This is a genomic window from Mesorhizobium sp. B2-1-8, from assembly GCF_006442545.2.
Taxonomy (GTDB): Bacteria; Pseudomonadota; Alphaproteobacteria; order Rhizobiales; family Rhizobiaceae; genus Mesorhizobium.
The window spans coordinates 1,028,357-1,047,219 of the sequence record NZ_CP083952.1; the positions used below are offsets into that span (position 1 = coordinate 1,028,357).

At 64.2% G+C, this 18,863-nt stretch carries 18 protein-coding genes; 13 read left to right on the forward strand and 5 right to left on the reverse strand.

Annotated elements, in window-relative coordinates:
- Window positions 1-53: 53 nt before the first annotated feature.
- From ftsY to FJ970_RS04960, 5 genes are all read right to left on the reverse strand, one after another.
- The gene (gene ftsY / locus FJ970_RS04940; RefSeq protein ID WP_415752037.1) at window positions 54-1,589 is read right to left on the reverse strand and encodes a signal recognition particle-docking protein FtsY; all 1,536 of its coding nucleotides are present in this window, start codon (window positions 1,587-1,589) and stop codon (window positions 54-56) included.
- Window positions 1,590-1,976: 387 nt separating this feature from the next.
- Window positions 1,977-3,302 (reverse strand): tRNA (N(6)-L-threonylcarbamoyladenosine(37)-C(2))-methylthiotransferase MtaB, encoded by a 1,326-nt coding sequence (gene mtaB / locus FJ970_RS04945; RefSeq protein WP_140764028.1) that lies wholly within the window; start codon window positions 3,300-3,302, stop codon window positions 1,977-1,979.
- Window positions 3,302-4,186 (reverse strand): diaminopimelate epimerase, encoded by an 885-nt coding sequence (dapF, locus tag FJ970_RS04950; RefSeq protein WP_140764031.1) that lies wholly within the window; start codon window positions 4,184-4,186, stop codon window positions 3,302-3,304. Before dapF ends, mtaB begins: the two co-directional genes overlap by 1 nt.
- Before the next feature lie 86 nt (window positions 4,187-4,272).
- Window positions 4,273-4,434, reverse strand: a complete 162-nt coding sequence (locus tag FJ970_RS04955) for a DUF1328 family protein (protein WP_013892243.1) — start codon at window positions 4,432-4,434, stop codon at window positions 4,273-4,275.
- Window positions 4,435-4,508: 74 nt separating this feature from the next.
- Complete coding sequence (locus FJ970_RS04960; protein ID WP_140764035.1) at window positions 4,509-5,519, reverse strand: MBL fold metallo-hydrolase; 1,011 nt, start codon at window positions 5,517-5,519, stop codon at window positions 4,509-4,511.
- A 216-nt stretch (window positions 5,520-5,735) separates the two neighbouring features.
- Here FJ970_RS04960 and FJ970_RS04965 point away from each other — a divergent pair, with 216 nt between their 5' ends.
- The 13 genes from FJ970_RS04965 to FJ970_RS05025 all read left to right on the forward strand — a co-directional run bounded on the left by FJ970_RS04965 (window position 5,736) and on the right by FJ970_RS05025 (window position 18,862).
- A complete protein-coding gene (locus FJ970_RS04965) occupies window positions 5,736-6,179 on the forward strand; it encodes a hypothetical protein (protein ID WP_140764038.1) in 444 nt (147 codons plus the stop codon).
- 136 nt (window positions 6,180-6,315) lie between these two features.
- The gene (locus FJ970_RS04970; RefSeq protein WP_140764041.1) at window positions 6,316-6,855 is read left to right on the forward strand and encodes a protease inhibitor Inh/omp19 family protein; all 540 of its coding nucleotides are present in this window, start codon (window positions 6,316-6,318) and stop codon (window positions 6,853-6,855) included.
- A gap of 98 nt (window positions 6,856-6,953) precedes the next feature.
- Complete coding sequence (gene zapE / locus FJ970_RS04975; RefSeq protein ID WP_140764044.1) at window positions 6,954-8,150, forward strand: cell division protein ZapE; 1,197 nt, start codon at window positions 6,954-6,956, stop codon at window positions 8,148-8,150.
- A 394-nt stretch (window positions 8,151-8,544) separates the two neighbouring features.
- A complete protein-coding gene (mdh, locus tag FJ970_RS04980; protein ID WP_140764047.1) occupies window positions 8,545-9,513 on the forward strand; it encodes a malate dehydrogenase in 969 nt (322 codons plus the stop codon).
- 48 nt (window positions 9,514-9,561) lie between these two features.
- A complete protein-coding gene (gene sucC / locus FJ970_RS04985) occupies window positions 9,562-10,755 on the forward strand; it encodes an ADP-forming succinate--CoA ligase subunit beta (RefSeq protein WP_140764050.1) in 1,194 nt (397 codons plus the stop codon).
- A gap of 4 nt (window positions 10,756-10,759) precedes the next feature.
- Entirely contained in the window at window positions 10,760-11,131 is a 372-nt protein-coding gene (locus tag FJ970_RS04990; protein ID WP_140764053.1) for a cupin domain-containing protein, read from the forward strand.
- Between the two features lie 3 nt (window positions 11,132-11,134).
- Window positions 11,135-11,632 (forward strand): DUF1579 family protein, encoded by a 498-nt coding sequence (locus FJ970_RS04995; protein WP_140764055.1) that lies wholly within the window; start codon window positions 11,135-11,137, stop codon window positions 11,630-11,632.
- A 12-nt stretch (window positions 11,633-11,644) separates the two neighbouring features.
- Window positions 11,645-12,547 carry a succinate--CoA ligase subunit alpha gene (gene sucD / locus FJ970_RS05000; protein ID WP_140764058.1) on the forward strand — a complete coding sequence of 301 codons (903 nt, stop codon included), beginning with the start codon at window positions 11,645-11,647 and terminating at the stop codon, window positions 12,545-12,547.
- 150 nt (window positions 12,548-12,697) lie between these two features.
- Window positions 12,698-15,682, forward strand: coding sequence for a 2-oxoglutarate dehydrogenase E1 component (locus tag FJ970_RS05005; RefSeq protein ID WP_140764061.1), 2,985 nt, complete (start codon window positions 12,698-12,700; stop codon window positions 15,680-15,682).
- Between the two features lie 36 nt (window positions 15,683-15,718).
- Entirely contained in the window at window positions 15,719-16,996 is a 1,278-nt protein-coding gene (gene odhB, locus FJ970_RS05010; protein ID WP_140764064.1) for a 2-oxoglutarate dehydrogenase complex dihydrolipoyllysine-residue succinyltransferase, read from the forward strand.
- Between the two features lie 10 nt (window positions 16,997-17,006).
- Window positions 17,007-17,588 carry a hypothetical protein gene (locus tag FJ970_RS05015; RefSeq protein ID WP_140764067.1) on the forward strand — a complete coding sequence of 194 codons (582 nt, stop codon included), beginning with the start codon at window positions 17,007-17,009 and terminating at the stop codon, window positions 17,586-17,588.
- 24 nt (window positions 17,589-17,612) lie between these two features.
- Window positions 17,613-18,110, forward strand: coding sequence for a hypothetical protein (locus FJ970_RS05020; protein ID WP_415752038.1), 498 nt, complete (start codon window positions 17,613-17,615; stop codon window positions 18,108-18,110).
- Entirely contained in the window at window positions 18,107-18,862 is a 756-nt protein-coding gene (locus FJ970_RS05025) for an SDR family oxidoreductase (RefSeq protein WP_140764073.1), read from the forward strand. The genes FJ970_RS05020 and FJ970_RS05025 overlap by 4 nt, the downstream gene beginning before the upstream one ends.
- Window position 18,863 lies beyond the last annotated feature (1 nt).

Sequence of the window (18,863 nt, forward strand, 5' to 3'; positions counted from 1 at the left end):
GTTTCCTTCTTACGCACGATCCAATCCGGAAGCACTTCCGGCATCGTGCTTGTTCAAGCCACGCCAGCGATCGCCCTGGCGAATTCGCTTGCCGAGAAAGGTTCGAGGTCGTCGACCTGTTCGCCGACGCCGATGAAATAGACCGGCAATCTGTGCTTTGCCGCGATCGCCACCAGAATACCGCCGCGCGCCGTGCCGTCCAGCTTGGTCATCACCAGGCCATTGACGCCGGCGACATTGCGGAAGATCTCGACTTGGTTGAGCGCGTTCTGTCCGGTGGTGGCGTCGACCGTCTGCAGCACCGTGTGCGGCGCTTCGGGATCGAGCTTGCCCAGCACGCGGACGATCTTTTCCAGCTCCGCCATCAGTTCGGTCTTGTTCTGCAGCCGGCCGGCGGTGTCGATGATCAGCACGTCGGAGCCCGCTTCTTTTGCCCGTTCGAAGGCGTCGTAGGCGAGACCGGCGGCATCGGCGCCGAGCTTCGAGGCAATGACCGGTGATTTCGTGCGCTCGCCCCAGATCTTCAGCTGTTCGATCGCGGCGGCGCGAAAGGTGTCGCCGGCGGCCAGCATCACCGACAGGCCGCCATCGGTCAGCTTGGCGGCGAGCTTGCCGATCGTCGTGGTCTTGCCGGTGCCGTTGACGCCAACCACCAGGATGACATGCGGTTTGTGCGAAAGGTCGAGCTCGAGCGATTTTGCGACCGGGGCGAGCACCTTCTCCACCTCGGCCGCCATGACGGCGCGCACCTCCGTGTCGGAGACGTCCTTGCCGTAGCGGCTCGAGGCCAGTGAATCAGTGACGCGCAACGCCGTTTCCACGCCGAGATCGGCGCGGATCAGCACGTCCTCCAGGTCCTGCAGCGTCTCCTCGTCCAGCTTGCGCTTGGTGAAGACGCCGGCAATGTTGCCGGTCAGTTCGCGCGAGGACCGGGCAAGCCCGTCCCGCATGCGCTGGAACCAGGATCGCCTCTGCGCCGGCTCGGCCGCCTTTACCGGCTCGGCCTTCTGCTCGACCTTCTTGGCGACCGTCACCTTGCCGGGCGCGGGTTTTGGTTCGGGTTGCGGGACCGATTGAGGCTCGGGCGCAACCTCGGCAATGACCGGTTGTGTTTCGACCGGTGCAGGCTGGCGAATGGGAGGGGCGATTTCCGCCGGTGGAGCGGTTTCGATCGGAGATGGGATAATTTCCACAGGCTGGCGCTGCCCCTCACCCTCTCCCCGTGAAGGACGGGGAGAGGGGGGCGTCAGCGTCGAGCTTTTTTCTTTGACGCGGGGGCTGGCATCGCGATCAGCTTCCTTCTCCCCGTCCCTATACGGGGAGAAGGTGCCGGCAGGCGGATGAGGGGCAGCGTCGGCCTTGGAAGTCGGCTGCTCGGAGGCAGCCGATGGAGGCACTTCAACCGGCGATGGCGTAGGCACTTCGACCGGTGCAGGCACCTCGGCGGGCACTTCGACCGGCGGCGTCGGCACTTCGACGGGCGCGGGTTCCGGTTGCCTTTCCGGGCGCGACGGGACGATCTCCGGCTCGGACGGCGCGGGTGGTGGCACTTCTTGCGGCTGTGGCTCGGGCGTGGGCTCCGGCACGATCGGCGTCGTCGGGACCTCTTCGGGCGCGGGCGGTTCAGGCGTCTCGGGCGGGGGTGCCGGTTTCTCATCGGGCGCAGGCTCCGGCTGCGGCTCCGGTTCTGACGGAACGATCGGCTCCGGCGCTGGCGGAATGGTGGGGACAGGTTCGGGCTTGGGCTCCTCGCGCTCCGGTCCAGGCGCGGCCTGGACCGGAATGGGTTCTTCCGCCGTCGGCTCCTCGCGCTTCAAAAACTCCGGCACCGCCAGCTCGGCCGCCGGCTTCAGCGCGTCGAGCTGGTCCCATTTGATCGGCGGCAGCGGGGCGGTTTCGTCGACGCGCTCCTCGACGACCTCCTTCTTGCCGAACGAAAATATCTTCTTGAAAAAACCAGCCATGCTCTTGCGTTCTCAGGCGGCGTGGGCGGCAAGGGGGGCGGCTATCAGCCTGATGCCATCGTGGCCGGTTATATCAGCTTCGACGATCTCTCCCGGCGCTCCGGTGCCGAGTGCGGCAAGCGTGAACCCTTCGGTGCGGCCGAGGCCATCGCGCTCGATCAGGATCGACTGGCGGCTGCCGGCGAGCGAAGAGAGATGCCTGACATAGGCTGCTTCGCCGGCGGCGCGCAGCCGGGCGGCGCGCTGCTTGACCAGCTCGCGGCGAACCTGCGGCATGCGCGCGGCGGGCGTGCCTTCGCGCGGTGAAAACGGGAAGACGTGGAGATGGGTCAGGCCGCATTCCTCGACGATTTCCAGCGAATTCTCGAACATGGCGTCGGTCTCGGTCGGGAAGCCGGCGATGATGTCGGCGCCGAAAACAATGCCGGGACGCAGCTTGCGCACATCCTCGCAAAAGCGGATCGACTGGTCGCGCAGATGCCGGCGCTTCATGCGCTTGAGGATCATGTCGTCGCCCGACTGCAGCGACAGATGCAGATGCGGCATCAGCCGCGGCTCGGTGGCGATGGCGTCGAGCAAGTCCTCGTCGGCCTCGATGGAATCGATGGAAGACAGCCGCAGGCGCTTCACGTCGGGCACCTGTTTCAGAATGGTCTTCACCAGCTTGCCGAGCTTCGGCGCACCCGGCAGGTCGGCGCCGAAAGACGTCATGTCGACGCCGGTCAGCACGATCTCGGCATAGCCGTTGCCCGCCAGCCGCTTGACCTGCTCGACCACGGCGCCCATCGGCACCGAGCGCGAATTGCCGCGGCCATAGGGGATTATGCAGAAGGTGCAGCGATGGTCGCAGCCGTTCTGCACCTGCACGAAGGCGCGTGCCCGGCCCTCGATGGCGTCGACCATGTGGCCGGCGGTCTCGCGCACCGAGAAGATGTCGTTGACGCGCGCCTTCTCGGTGTCGTTGACACCGAAATCAGGCAGCGCGCGATAGGAATTGGCCTTGAGCTTCTCCTCATTGCCAAGGACCAGATCGACCTCGTCCATGGCGGCGAATTTTTCGGGCTCGGTCTGCGCGGCGCAGCCGGTGACGATGATGCGCGCGGCCGGGTTGTCGCGGCGCGCCTTGCGGATCGCCTGCCTGGCCTGGCGCACCGCTTCGCCGGTGACGGCACAGGTGTTGACGATCACGGCGCCACCTGCCAGCGCGGCGAGGCCCGCACTTTCGGCCTCGCGCCGCATCACTTCGGACTCATAGGTGTTGAGGCGGCAGCCGAAGGTCACCACGTCGATGCGGCCGGGCTGCTTCGCCACGTCGACGCCTTTGGCAAGAGCGGACATCAGGCCGCGCTTTCGGTGTCGCGGGTCCATTTCCCGGTGGACGGATCGAAGCTGCCGGAAAATTCCCATTCGGCCGCGCCGGTCAGGATGACGTGGTCGTCATCGCGCCACTCGACGTGCAGCGTGCCGCCGCCGGGAGTCAAAAGGTTGACGCTGCGGCTCGTGCGCCTGGTGCGCGCCGCGGCAACGACAGCCGCGCAGGAGGCGGTGCCGCAGGCCTTGGTCAGGCCGGCGCCGCGCTCCCAGGTGCGGATGATCATGCTGTCGGGCGAGGTGACCTGCGCGATGGTTATGTTGGCGCGCTCGGGAAAGATCGGATGGTTTTCGAGCAGCGGACCGAAACGGTCGAGTTCATAAGTCCAGACGTCGTCATCGACCCAGAAGATGGCGTGCGGGTTGCCCATCGAGACGGCGGAGGGCGAATGCAGCACCGGCGCGTCGATCGGGCCGACCTGCAATTCGATCATGCGGGTGTCGCGGAACTCCTCGGCCAGCGGAATGTCGCGCCAGCCGAAGCGCGGCGTGCCCATGTCGACCGAGATCGAGCCGTCGGCGTGTTCGCGGGCATTGAGGATGCCGGCCACGGTCTCGAAGGTGAAGGTCTTTTCGCCGGTTTCGGCGGCCAATGCCTGGACGACGCAGCGCATGCCGTTGCCGCAAGCCTGCGCGCCTGACCCGTCGGAATTCAGGATGTCGACGAAATAGGCAGTGCCCGGCGTCCTGGCGTCGTGGATCGCCATGATCTGGTCGAACCGCGTCGCCGCGTCGGCGTTGAGCGCGATGGCGGCGGCGGCCGTCACCCGATCCGCGCGGCCACGCATGTCGGCAACGATGATCTCGTTGCCGATGCCGTTCATCTTGGCGAAAGGGGCCGTGCCTGCCATTGCTCCGAAAATTCCATGTCCGTTCGGCGCTATATGGCGGAAACGGGCAGGAATTACCAGTGCGCAGCCGCTTTCAAGCGCCGGAGTTACGTGACCGCGAAGACCCCGAACAAGATCAACAGGAAGATGATGAGGACGATGCCGATGAGAATACGCGCGCCGGTGGCGGCGGCGCCGGCCAGCGCCGGCATGCCGAGCAGGCTCGCCGCGGCGGCGATGATCAGGAGAATGATGATCCATCTAAGCATGGGAACGCCTCGCAAGCCGAACACATTGAAACCGGTTGAAAAACGCGGCTGTCGGGCTTGGGTTCCCGAGGCCATCAAATCCGGGGCACGTCCCAGACCTCGCCGGGCCGCAAGGCACGGAAATGCTCTCGCGGCACGCCTTCGGCGTCCAGCGCTTCGACCAGCTTCCGCACCGGCTCGTCGAACGGCTCGTCGGTGAGCTGGAAGGTGCCCCAATGGCAGCCGGCGGCGAAGGCGGCGTTGCACAACAACATGCCCTGGACCGCTTCCTCGGGGTTCTGGTGCTGCGGCGCCATGAACCAGCGTGGCTCGTAGGCGCCGATCGGCAGGATGGCGAAGCGGAAGCCGCCATGTTTTTCCGCCATCAGCCGGTAGTTGATGCCATCGTGGAACCCGGTATCGCCGGCAAAATAGATATTTCCGCCCGGCGTCTCGATGACGAAGCCGGCCCACAGTGCCATGCGCCGGTCGCGCGCCCCGCGCGCCGACCAATGATGCGCGGGCTCGACGTGGATGGCGGTGCCGCCCGAGACATCGAACCTGTCGCTCCAGTCATGCGCGGAAAGCCGCATGCCAGGCACGGCGGCGGCGATGATGGCATCGTTGCCGAGCGGCGTCACCACCAGCGGATCGTGCTTCTCCTTCAGCCACCTCAGCGTGGCAAGGTCGAGATGGTCATAATGGTTGTGGCTGACCAGCACGAGGTCGATCGCCGGCAGATCGCCAAAGGCGATACCTGGTGGATTGACGCGGCTGGGTCCGGCAAAGGAGAACGGCGAGGTGCGTTGCGACCAGACCGGATCGGTGAGGATGTTCAGCCCGACGGTCTGGATCAGCAAGGTGGAATGGCCGACCATGGTCACGGTCAGATCGGCGCCTTCGACCGTCGCGGCCGGCTTTGCCGGCGCGAAGGGGCTTCGGCTGGCAGGCGGCCATTTCGAGCGTTGGCCGCTGAACCGCCATTTCAGCAGGTCCGTAAAGGAGCCGGGCATCCGGCCGCCGGGATTGAAGAACAGGGTGCCGTCGAAATGATCGCTGGGCGGGCCGCTGTAGTAGCGGTTGACGGCTTTCTTCCTTGCGGCCAAGGTCTGCGCTCCGGCGGGTTTCGGTCAACTCTTTGTGTTTTCGCGCATTTCCCTAGGGAAAGCGCTGCCCGTTTTGCCCGGGAAAACCGCTGCGCACTTTTCCTGGAGACGTCCTAGACATAAGCCCTGCCGCGGCTGGCGCAAGCGTTTGCCGGCCGAAGGCCAAGGGCGGAGAAACGGCCTCGGCTAGGATCGCGGGGTCGAGAGGACGATGCCATGGCGATGAAGCGGACCAAGACCCCCTGGATGAAGGCCGAGGATTTCGGCCGCTCGCTGCCGCCCGGCATCGGCGTCAACCTGCTGGTATCGGACATTGTGGCGATGGAGGCCTTCTGCCGCGACGTGCTTGGTGCCCAAGTGATCTGTGCCGACGAGGATTTCGCGGCGATCGAGCTTCTGGGATCGGTGTTCATGCTGCATGCCGACCATTCCTATCTCGACAATCCGATGACGGGCTCCATCGCGGGCGCGGAGACGCGCGGCGCCGGCATCGAGCTGCGCCTCTATGGTGCCGATCCCGACGCGGTCGAGGCGGCGGCGCTGGACCATGGCCACATCGTGCTGGCCGGCGCGATCGACAAACCGCATGGTCTGCGCGAGTGCTATATCGTTGGACCGGATGGATATGTGTTCGTGCCGAGCGCGCCGCTCGCCGGATGAGTGCGATAAATTTGCAACAATCTTGCCGCAAACTCTATTTTAACCATATCGGGTTGAAATTTCGCCACCTTCTCCATCTTGGTGGAAGTGAGATTGCGCGGACGGCGTCCCCCAGCCGAATCCGACGGAGGTTGTAATGAATTTTTCGAAAGGCGGCCTGGTGGCCGTATCCCTGGCGGCACTCGTTGCGAGCGGCTGCTCAACCTCACGGTTCTCGTCGATGGACGACCAGCAACCGGCGCCGCTGCAGGCGGCGCCTGCCGGCCAGGTGAGCTCCAACCAGCTGCCGCCGCCGGCCTCCCCCGGCACCACCGACCCGTCGCAATTCCCGACCGCGCCGGCAAACACGCAGGTTGCTTCCCTGCCGCCGGACGGCGCGGCGCCGGCAGGCGCCGCGGATCTCAACGCGGGAAGCGTCGCCGGTGTCTGGAACGTCAGCGTCTCCGGCCAGAGCTGCAAGGTGGCGACGCCGCAGACCAAGTTCGGCGCCGGCTTCCGCGCCGGCCCGCTGCATTGCCCGCCGCCGATCGACGGCATCAAGTCCTGGAACGTCGCCGGCAAGCAGCTGACGCTCTATGACGAGAATGGCGGCTCGCTGGCGCGGCTCTATTCGTCGGGAGGCTCGAAATTCGACGGCCAGACTTCCAACGGACAGCCAATTTCGCTTACGAGGTAAGCCTAGATGTGCTGACATTCAGGTGATGCCGGCGGCCTGACCTGAATCTCGACACACCCTCTCTCTTGGGCATCCTGCTCTGAACAACGACGTGACCGATGCATCTGCGTGACGGCCTCCAGACCCATGTGACCGTCAGGCAGCGCTACGATCATCTGGTGGAAACCGGCGCGATCGGACGCGATGCCGCGCAGGAAGAGATCGCCGCCGCGCTCGACCGGCTGATCGACGAGATTTCAGCCAAGCGGCTGGCGCAGAAGTCCAGTGCGCTGGGCTGGCTGTTTGCCCGCAAGCGCGAGACGCATGAGGCGGTCAAGGGCCTCTACATCCATGGCAGCGTCGGGCGCGGCAAGACCATGCTGATGGACATGTTCTTCGAGCTCTTGCCGGTCAGGCGCAAGCGCCGCGTCCATTTCAACGACTTCATGGCCGACGTGCAGGACCGCATCCAGAAGCACCGGCAGGCGCGCAAGGAAGGCGCGGTCAGGGAAGACGATCCGATCCCGCCGGTGGCCAAGGCGCTCGCCGAGCAGGCCTGGGTGCTGTGCTTCGACGAGTTCTCGGTCACCGACATCGCCGACGCCATGATCCTGTCCAGGCTGTTCTCGGCGCTGTTCGCCAATGGGGTCGTGCTGGTCGCCACTTCGAACGTGGCGCCGCAAAACCTTTACCGTGACGGGTTGAACCGCCAGCTTTTCCTGCCGTTCATCGCCATATTGGAGCGCCACACGCAGGTGCTGTCGCTGGACAGCGTCAAGGACTACCGGCTGGAAAAGCTCGCCCGCACGCCGGTCTATGTCACGCCGGTGGGTGCGGCGGCTGACCAGACGCTCGACGAGGCCTGGCAGGCGATGACGCGCGGGGCGCCGACGGCCGAGACGTCGCTGACACTGAAGGGCCGCAAGGTAGCCGTGCCTGCCGCCGCAGGCGATGCCGCGCGTTTCTCCTTCGCCGACCTCTGCGAAAAGCCGCTCGGCGCGCGCGATTACCTGGCGATCGCCGGCCGGTTTTCGACCGTCTTCATCGACCATGTGCCGGTGTTGGGCGAAGGCAAGCGCAACGAGGCCAAGCGCTTCATCCTGTTGATCGACACACTCTACGACCATCACATGCGCCTGGTGATGAGCGCCGAGGCGCCGCCGCACGAGCTTTATGTGGCCAAGCGCGGCGTCGAGGTGTTCGAATTCGAGCGCACGGCCTCCCGACTGATCGAGATGCAGAGCCGCGACTGGCTGGAGGATTGGGCGGAGCGGCGGAAGGCGAAGGCGGAAGTGCAGCAGCAGGTACAGGCCTGAAATAGCCGGAAGCCGCGTTCCGACCCTGCGATCGGCGATTGCCACGATCATGAAATGGCCCGATTAAGCGAGATAGCTGGCAAGGCGATCGGGCCGCACCGGCTCGTCGAACGCATCGTCGGCAACCCGCATCACAAGGGCGTCATATCAGGGATTGAGCCTTCTGATCTCGATCGTCATCGTGTAAATTCCCCCAAGTCGGCTTACAAATTTTGACGTTTACGTAAATCCCAAACACTCTAACCGATTGAAAATGCAGGGGTCGAAATAATCGTTTGAATTTATTCCGCACCGGAGCTATTGGGTGCGGCGAAATCCGCGGTTCCCCGCAGCATTCCGGCCTCTTCCTCGACGCCGTGTTGGCGCGTCACAGACAAAGGGAAATCATCCTCACATGGCACGCAACAAGATAGCGCTTATCGGCTCTGGCATGATCGGCGGCACGCTCGCCCACATGATCGGCCTCAAGGATCTCGGCGACGTGGTCCTGTTCGATATCGCCGAGGGTATCCCGCAAGGCAAGGGGCTCGATATTGCGCAGTCGTCACCGGTGGATGGTTTCGACTCCCGGCTGACCGGCGTCAACGACTACGCCGGCATCGAGGGCGCCGATGTCTGCATTGTCACCGCCGGCGTGCCGCGCAAGCCGGGCATGAGCCGCGACGACCTGCTGGGCATCAATTTGAAGGTCATGGAGCAGGTCGGCGCCGGGCTAAAGAAATATGCGCCGAAGGCCTTCGTCATCTGCATCACCAATCCGCTCGATGCCATGGTGTGGGCGCTGCAGAAGTTTTCGGGCCTGCCCAAGACCCATGTCGTCGGCATGGCCGGGGTGCTCGACAGCGCGCGTTTCCGCTACTTCCTGGCCGAGGAATTCAAGGTCTCGGTCGAGGACGTCACCGCCTTCGTGCTCGGCGGCCACGGCGATTCCATGGTGCCGATGATCCGCTATTCGACGGTGTCGGGCATTCCGCTTCCCGACCTGATCAAGATGGGCTGGACCTCGAAGGAGAAGCTCGACCAGATCGTGCAGCGCACCCGCGACGGCGGCGCCGAGATCGTCGGCCTCCTGAAGACCGGCTCTGCCTATTATGCGCCGGCGGCTTCGGCGATCCAGATGGCCGAATCCTACCTCAAGGACAAGAAGCGCGTGCTGCCTTGCGCGGCGCATCTCTCCGGCCAGTATGGCGTCAAGGGCACCTATGTCGGCGTGCCCGTGGTGATCGGTGCCGGCGGTGTCGAGCGCGTCATCGAGATCGACCTCAACAAGGCCGAGCAGAAGATGTTCGAGACTTCAGTGGCGACTGTGCAGGGCCTGACTGAGGCCTGCGTCAAGATCGCGCCGCAGCTCGCCTCGAAGTAACCCCGTCCAAACGTCACCCCCCGGCAATCGACCTGGAGATAGTTCCCGATGAACATCCATGAATATCAAGGCAAGGCGCTGCTGAAGAGCTTTGGCGCGCCGGTGGCCGAAGGCGTGCCGGTGTTCAAGGCAAGCGAGGCGGAAGCCGCGGCACAAGCGCTGCCCGGCCCGCTCTATGTGGTGAAGAGCCAGATCCATGCCGGCGGGCGCGGCAAGGGCAAATTCAAGGAGCTCGGCCCCGACGCCAAGGGCGGTGTGCGGCTGGCGAAGTCGGTCGCCGAGGTGGTGGCCAACGCCAACGAGATGCTCGGCCACACGCTGGTCACCAAGCAGACCGGCCCGGCCGGCAAGCAGGTCAACCGCCTCTATATCGAGGACGGCGCCGACATCGAGCGAGAGCTCTATCTCTCCATCCTGGTCGACCGCTCGGTCGGCCGCATCGCCTTCGTCGTCTCGACCGAGGGCGGCATGGACATCGAGGCGGTCGCACACGACACGCCGGAAAAGATCATCACCGTCGCCATCGACCCGGAAAAGGGTGTCACGGCCGACGACGTCAAGGCGCTCAATGGCGCGCTGAAGCTCGACGGCGACGCGGCCAAGGACGGCGGCACGCTGTTCCCGATCCTCTACAAGGCCTTCGTCGAGAAGGACATGAGCCTGCTCGAGGTCAACCCGCTGATCGTGATGAAGAACGGCCGGCTGCGCGTGCTCGACGCGAAAGTGTCGTTCGACAACAACGCGCTGTTCCGCCACCCTGATCTGATGGAACTGCGCGACACCACCGAAGAGGACGAGAAGGAGATCGAGGCGTCGAAATACGACCTCGCCTATGTCGCGCTCGACGGCAATATCGGCTGCATGGTCAACGGCGCCGGCCTTGCCATGGCGACGATGGACATCATCAAGCTCTATGGCGCGGAACCCGCCAACTTCCTTGATGTCGGCGGTGGTGCGTCGAAGGAAAAAGTGACGGCGGCGTTCAAGATCATCACCAGGGACCCGGCGGTCAAAGGCATCCTGATCAACATCTTCGGCGGCATCATGAAGTGCGACATCATCGCTGAGGGCGTGATCGCCGCGGTCAAGGAAGTCGGCCTGAAGGTGCCGCTGGTCGTGCGCCTGGAAGGCACCAATGCCGAGCTCGGCAAGAAGATCATCAACGACAGCGGCCTGAACGTCGTCTCGGCCGACGATCTCGACGACGCGGCCAAGAAGATCGTGGCGGCGGTGCAGGGCTGAGCCGGTGCCTCCACGCAAGATAAATCTGGTCGAGGCGGCGGATCGGACGATCACCGAGGTGTTCGATCCGCACATTGCCGGCGACGTCAATGACAGCCAGGCCAAGGTCGCCAAGTTCGGCGAGGCCTTCGATTGGCATGCGCATGACAATGAGGACGAAGCCTTCCTCGTGCTGCGCGGCAGGATCGCCATCGATTTCCGCGACGGTCCGGTCGAACTCGGCGAGGGCGACTTCATCGTCGTACCGAGGGGCACCGAGCACCGACCACGCTCGCTCACCCAAGAGCCGGTGGTGTTGATGTTCGAGCCGGCGACGACGCTCAACACCGGCAACGCCAAGAGCGATCTCACCGTCACCGATCTGAAGCGGCTCTGACCCATGAACGCGGCGTCCTTCTCTTCGCTCTCGGCCGACCATCAGCGCCTGCAGGCGCTGGTCGGCGCGTGGCGCGGCGAGGAAGAGGTGGCGGACACGCAATGGGCCGATGGCGGCGCGGCGACCAGCGAAGTGCTGGCGGAAGCGGAGTTCGGCGGCCAGTTCGTGGTGCAGCGTTATCGTCAGCGCCGCGACGGCACGATTTCGTTCGGTTCGCATAACGTGTTCGGCGTCGACCATCAGAACGGCGTCGTGACCATGCACCAGTTCGATTCGATGGGCTTCGTGCCGGTGTCGCCTGCCACCGGCATGTGGAACGGCAGTGAACTCACTCTTGAGCGGTCGTCGCCGCGCGGCTTTGCGCGTGTGACGTATGCTTTCGACGATACCGACACCTACCGCATGCGATTGCATTTCAAACCCGCTGGCAGCGATGGCTGGCAAGACATGGTGAGCGGCGTCTACCGGCGCGTCTCGCCTTCCTCGATCAACGGTTTTTAGAAAAGGGCTCCGATGTCCATTCTCGTCGACAAGAACACCAAGGTGCTGGTGCAGGGCCTGACCGGCAAGACCGGTACGTTCCATACCGAACAGGCGCTGGCCTATCACGGGACAAAAATGGTCGGCGGCATCCACCCGAAGAAGGGCGGCGAGACCTGGACTGGCGCGAAGGGCGAGAGCCTGCCGATCTTCGCCACGGTCGCGGAAGGCAAGGAAAGGACGGGCGCCAACGCTTCCGTCATCTACGTGCCGCCGGCGGGCGCGGGCGAAGCCATCATCGAGGCGATCGAGGCGGAGATCCCGCTGATCGTCTGCATCACCGAAGGCATTCCGGTGATGGACATGGTCAGGGTCAAGGCACGGCTCGACCGCTCGGCCTCGCGGCTGATCGGACCGAACTGCCCGGGCGTGCTCACCCCCGACGAATGCAAGATCGGCATCATGCCCGGAAACATCTTCCGCAAGGGCTCGGTCGGCGTTGTTTCGCGCTCGGGAACACTTACCTATGAGGCTGTGTTCCAGACCACCAATGTCGGTCTCGGCCAGACCACCGCCGTCGGCATCGGCGGCGACCCCGTCAAGGGCACCGAGTTCATCGACATGCTCGAGATGTTCCTCGCCGACGACGAGACCAAGTCGATCATCATGATCGGCGAGATCGGCGGTTCGGCCGAGGAAGACGCCGCGCAGTTCCTCAAGGACGAGGCCAAGCGCGGCCGCAGGAAACCGATGGCGGGCTTCATCGCTGGGCGCACCGCGCCGGCCGGCCGCACCATGGGCCATGCGGGCGCGGTCATCTCCGGCGGCAAGGGCGGCGCCGAAGACAAGATCGCGGCGATGGAATCGGCCGGCATCAAGGTTTCGCCCTCACCGGCGCGGCTGGGCACGACCCTGGTTGAGGCGATCAAGGGCTAAGGCAGTAGTGAATAGTGAGTAGGCAGTAGTCAGTAGTGAAAAAGGGAAGAATGAGCGAGTAGCAGCTGAGTGGGATTTCCATCTTTCTACTCACTACTGACTACTCACTATTCCCTCGAAAGGAGACGGAGCCAGGCTCCGCGGACAAAAATGGCACGACAAGATCAGGCCAACGACCAGTTTTCGCTCACCTCGTTCCTTTATGGCGGCAATGCCGATTACATCGACGCGCTCTACGCCGCCTATGAGGACGATCCCGCCTCGGTCAATCCCGAATGGCAGGAGTTCTTCGCCGGGCTGAAGGACGATGCCGGCGATGTGCGCAGGAACGCCAAGGGCGCCTCATGGGCCAAACCCTCCTGGCCGCTGCAGGCCAATGGCGAACTGGTGTCGGCGCTCGACGGCAATTGGGGCATCGTCGAAAAGCACCTGGAAAAGAAGGTCAAGGACAAGGCCGTCACCAACGGTGTCGTGCTGTCCGACGCCGATGTGCATCAGGCGACACGCGATTCGGTGCGCGCCATCATGATGATCCGCGCCTTCCGCATGCGCGGCCATCTGCACGCCAATCTCGACCCGCTCGGCATCGCCAAGCTCGAAGACTATAACGAGCTGTCGCCGGAGAATTACGGCTTCACCGAAGCCGACTACGACCGGCCGATCTTCCTCGACAATGTGCTCGGGCTCGAATTCGGCAGTATCCGGCAGATGCTGGAGATCCTGGCCCGCACCTATTGCTCGACGCTCGGCGTCGAGTTCATGCATATTTCCGATCCCGAGGAGAAGGCCTGGATCCAGGCGCGTATCGAGGGTGCCGACAAGGAGATTTCCTTCACCGCCACCGGCAAGAAGGCCATCCTGCAGAAGCTGGTCGAGGCGGAAGGCTTCGAGCAGTTCATCGACGTCAAGTACAAGGGCACCAAGCGCTTCGGCCTCGATGGCGGCGAATCACTGATCCCGGCGCTGGAGCAGATCGTCAAGCGCGGCGGCCAGCTCGGAATGAAGGAGATCGTGCTCGGCATGGCGCATCGCGGCCGGCTGAACGTGCTGTCGCAGGTGATGGCCAAGCCGCACCGCGCCATCTTCCACGAGTTCAAGGGCGGCTCGGCCGCCCCCGACGAGGTCGAGGGCTCGGGCGACGTGAAGTACCATCTCGGCGCCTCGTCGGACCGCGAGTTCGACGGCAACAAGGTGCATTTGTCGCTGACCGCCAACCCCTCGCATCTGGAGATCGTCGATCCCGTCGTGATGGGCAAGGCGCGCGCCAAGCAGGATTCCCTGTTCGGCCGCGGCCGCGAGGAGATCGTGCCGCTGGAAGAGCGGGCCAAGGTGCTGCCGCTCTTGCTGCACGGCGACGCCGCCTTCGCCGGCCAGGGCGTGATCGCCGAAATCCTCGGCCTGTCGGGCCTGCGTGGCCATCGCGTCGCCGGCACGCTGCATTTCATCATCAACAACCAGATCGGCTTCACCACCAATCCGCGCTTCTCGCGCTCGTCGCCCTATCCGTCCGACGTCGCCAAGATGATCGAGGCGCCGATCTTCCACGTCAATGGCGACGACCCGGAAGCCGTGGTGCACGCCACCAAGGTGGCGATCGAGTTCCGCATGAAGTTCCACAAGCCGGTGGTCGTGGACATGTTCTGCTACCGTCGCTTCGGTCACAATGAGGGCGACGAACCGGCCTTCACGCAGCCGCTCATGTACCGCAACATCCGCACCCACAAGACGACGGTGCAGATCTATGGCGACCGGCTGATCGCCGAAGGCCACATCACCCAGGCCGAGCTCGACCAGCTCAAGGCCGACTGGCGTGCGCATCTGGAAGCCGAATGGGAAGTCGGCCAGGCCTACAAGCCCAACAAGGCCGACTGGCTGGACGGCGCCTGGTCGGGCCTGCGCACGGCCGACAACCAGGACGAGACAAGGCGCGGCAAGACCGCCGTGCCGGTCAAGACGCTGAAGGAAATCGGCAAGAAGCTGACCGAGGTGCCGAAGGGTTTCGAAGCGCACAAGACGATTATCCGCTTCCTCGAGAACCGGCGCCAGGCGATCGAGTCCGGCGAAGGCATCGACTGGTCGACGGCGGAGGCGCTGGCCTTCGGCGCGATCCTGCTCGACGGCAATCCGATCCGGCTTTCGGGCCAGGATTCCGAGCGCGGCACCTTCTCGCAGCGTCACTCCGTGCTTTACGACCAGCGCGACGAGACCCGCTACATCCCGCTCAACAATCTGTCGGCGGCGCAGGCCGGCTACGAAGTCATCAACTCGATGCTGTCGGAAGAAGCGGTGCTCGGCTTCGAATATGGCTACAGCCTGGCCGAGCCGAAGGCGCTGACCCTGTGGGAAGCGCAGTTCGGCGACTTCGCCAACGGCGCCCAGGTGGTGTTCGACCAGTTCATCTCGTCGGGCGAGCGCAAATGGCTCAGAATGTCGGGCCTCGTCTGCCTGCTGCCGCATGGCTATGAAGGCCAGGGCCCGGAACATTCTTCCGCCCGGCTGGAGCGCTTCCTGCAGCTTTGCGCCGAAGACAATATGCAGGTGGCGAACTGCACGACGCCGGCCAACTACTTCCACATCTTGCGCCGGCAGCTGAAGCGCGACTTCCGCAAGCCGCTGATCCTGATGACGCCGAAATCGCTGCTGCGCCACAAGCGGGCGGTGTCGACGCTGCCGGAAATCTCGGGCGAAAGCTCGTTCCACCGGCTGCTGTGGGACGACGCCCAGCTGTTGCCGAACCAGGCGATCAAGCTGACCAAGGATTCCAAGATCCGCCGCGTCGTGCTGTGCTCGGGCAAGGTCTATTACGACCTCTATGAAGAGCGCGAGAAGCGCGGCATCAACGACATCTATCTGCTGCGCGTCGAACAGCTCTATCCGTTCCCGGCCAAGGCGCTGATCACCGAGCTGTCACGCTTCCGCAACGCGGAGATGGTGTGGTGCCAGGAGGAGCCCAAGAACATGGGCGCCTGGTCGTTCATCGATCCGTATCTGGAATGGGTGCTGGCGCATATCGACGCCAAGCATCAGCGGGTGCGCTACACCGGCCGGCCGGCGGCCGCGTCGCCGGCGACCGGACTGATGTCGAAGCACCTTGCCCAGCTCGCCGCGTTGCTCGAAGACGCGCTCGGCGAATAAAGCAGAATAGAACTGAAGAAAGAACGGACAGGCACAATGGCTACCGAAATCCGCGTCCCCACCCTTGGCGAATCCGTCACCGAAGCGACCGTCGGCAAATGGTTCAAGAAGGTCGGCGACGCCATTGCCGCCGACGAGCCGCTGCTCGAGCTCGAGACCGACAAGGTGACGGTGGAGGTGCCCGCCGCCGCCGCCGGCACGCTCGGCGAAATCACGGTCAAGGAGGGCGAGACTGTCGGCGTCGGCGCCCTGCTCGGGTCGATTTCGGTAGGTGGTGCTGCTGCTCCCGCGACCAAGCCGCAAGCGGTGGCGCAGGCTTCGAGCCCCGATGCGGCATCCACCACCAAGCAGGCCGCAGCCGAGACCGCCAAGGTTGCCGGCGACGCCAGCCCGGTCGAACCGCGCACCATGCCGCCGGCGCCGGCGGCGGCCAAACTGATCGCCGAGCACAATCTTTCGGTCGACCAGCTTTCCGGCTCGGGCAAGCGCGGCCAGGTGCTGAAGGGTGACGTGCTCGACGCCATCGCCAAGGGTGCGCCGTCGCAGCCGGCCGAAACGCCAAAGGCGGCGCCGGCACCGGTTGCCGCGCGCGCGCCGTCGTCGGGCGATGATGCATCGCGCGAGGAGCGCGTGCGCATGACCAAGCTGCGCCAGACCATCGCGCGCCGCCTCAAGGAAGCGCAGTCGACCGCCGCCATGCTGACCACCTTCAACGAGGTCGACATGTCGGCTGTGATGGCGCTGAGGACCAAATACAAGGACGTGTTCGAGAAGAAGCATGGCGTGAAGCTCGGCTTCATGGGCTTCTTCACCAAGGCCGTCACGCACGCGCTGAAGGAAATCCCCTCGGTCAATGCCGAGATCGACGGCACTGACATCATCTTCAAGAACTATGCCCATATCGGCGTCGCCGTCGGCACCGAGAAGGGTCTCGTGGTTCCGGTCGTGCGCGATGCCGACCAGATGTCGATCGCCGAGATCGAGAAGGATATCGGCCGGCTGGGCATCGCCGCGCGTGATGGCAAGCTGTCGGTCGCCGACATGCAGGGCGGCACGTTCACCATCTCCAATGGCGGCGTCTACGGGTCGCTGATGTCGACGCCGATCCTCAACGCGCCGCAGTCGGGTATTCTCGGCATGCACAAGATCCAGGACCGGCCGGTCGTGGTCGGCGGCCAGATCGTCATCCGGCCGATGATGTACCTGGCGCTCAGCTACGATCACCGCATCGTCGACGGCAAGGAAGCCGTGACCTTCCTCGTGCGGGTCAAGGAAAGCCTGGAGGATCCCGAGCGGCTGGTGCTCGATCTTTAGGGGTGGTTCGGTGGCTGTGTCCGTCGAGCCCATCGACCTGTTCGAGCTTGTAACGACAGGCCGGGCGGGGCCGATCGAACTCGGCAAAAGCAGCCGCGAAACGGTTCGAGACTTGATAGATCCGGAGGATCTGCGCGCCGACAATCATTTTCGCCATGGAGACACCGAGTCGGCGTGGTGCATCTATGGCACGAATTGCGAGTTCTTCTTCAGTCCCGATTTTCGCTTGCGGTCGATCAGCGTCGAACCTGTCTTCGGAAGGGTGCAATCGGGTGGGACGATGCCGACCTGGCACGGTCATCTCGATGTTGATGTGGGGCGGCATCCAGCAATTTTTGCAGGCACAAGGCCGATAGCCGTACATACTTTGCCCAAGGCACTGCAGTTCCTGAACGAACGCGAATTCAAGTGGGCAATCGGCAGCGGTGGTGAGCGCGATATTAATATCGAGATCGCGGAGGGTTCTCGCATCTTGACCATCAAATACGAGGTGAACACCATTCCGGTCGACGGCGATAAAAACGTTGTCTTCGAGATCGATTATTTCTTGTCTGCGATTTTCATCCTCGATCACGATGTTCAAGGCGGGTAGATAACAGTGAGGGTCTGTTCCTTCCTGTCCGAAAACTTGTCGACCGCGTCGATAGCAGTCGCTGCGGCGGCCCTTCCAGCAGCGGCGTTCGGCGCCTGTCCGATCGAGCTTGCCGTCTATGGCGACAGCCAGAGCGGCACCGAGATCGACTTTACCCCGACGGGCACGTCCGCCACCGTCACCAACACGTTCAGGCTGATCCTCGACAACAATGTGGTGCTGAACGGTATCGTCATGTGGACGATGGACGTGGCGCGGCCAAACGGCGCGCTGATGTACAAATGCCCGGAAGGTGACGTCACCGGCGAGGAGCTTGCCGCCTGCACGCTGTGGAACGGCGTCATCTACATGTCCGACGACAAGGGCACTGTCGGGCTGCTGCCGGCCGAGGGCGTCGAGGCGCCGAAAACGCTGATCCTGCCCGATCTCGGGCCGGTGCTTCGGCAGTCCCAGGCCTATGGCGGCAGCGGTTTTTCGAAAGTGCCGTCGGATGTGTTCGCGATGAAGGGATGCCAGGAATGAGCGCGACGCAAAAAGTGCTGCTGGTCAGCGGCGGCAGCCGCGGCATCGGCGCCGCCATCTGCCGGCTCGGAGCCAAGGCCGGCTACCGCGTCGCGGTCAACTATGCCTCGAACAAGGCTGCCGCCGATGCGCTGGTCGTCGAAATCAAGGGCGGCGGCGGCGAGGCCGTTGCCGTCAGGGGCGATGTCGGCAAGGAAACCGATATCGTGGCCATGTTCGGCGCCGTCGACCACGCCTTTGGCCGGCTCGACGCCTTCGTCAACAATGCCGGCATCGTCGACGTCAAGGCGCGCGTCGATGAGATGGATATGTCGCGGCTGGAACGCATGATGCGCATCAATGTCGTGGGCTCGTTCCTATGCGCCCGCGAGGCGGTCAAGCGCATGTCGACGCGGCATGGCGGGTCGGGCGGTGCGATCGTCAACATCTCATCGGCGGCGGCGACGCTGGGCTCGCCGGGCGAATATGTCGATTATGCCGCCTCCAAGGGCGCCATCGACACCTTCACCATCGGCCTTGCCCGCGAGGTGGCGCTGGAAGGCATCCGCGTCAATGCGGTGCGCCCGGGCATCATCGACACCGACATCCATGCCTCGGGCGGCCAACCGGACCGGATAGAACGGGTCCGCGACCTGCTGCCGATGAAGAGAACGGGAACGGCGGATGAAGTCGCCGGCGCGGTCCTCTATCTTTTATCCGACGCCGCGTCCTATACGACGGGCGCGATCCTGAATGTCAGCGGCGGCCGCTGAG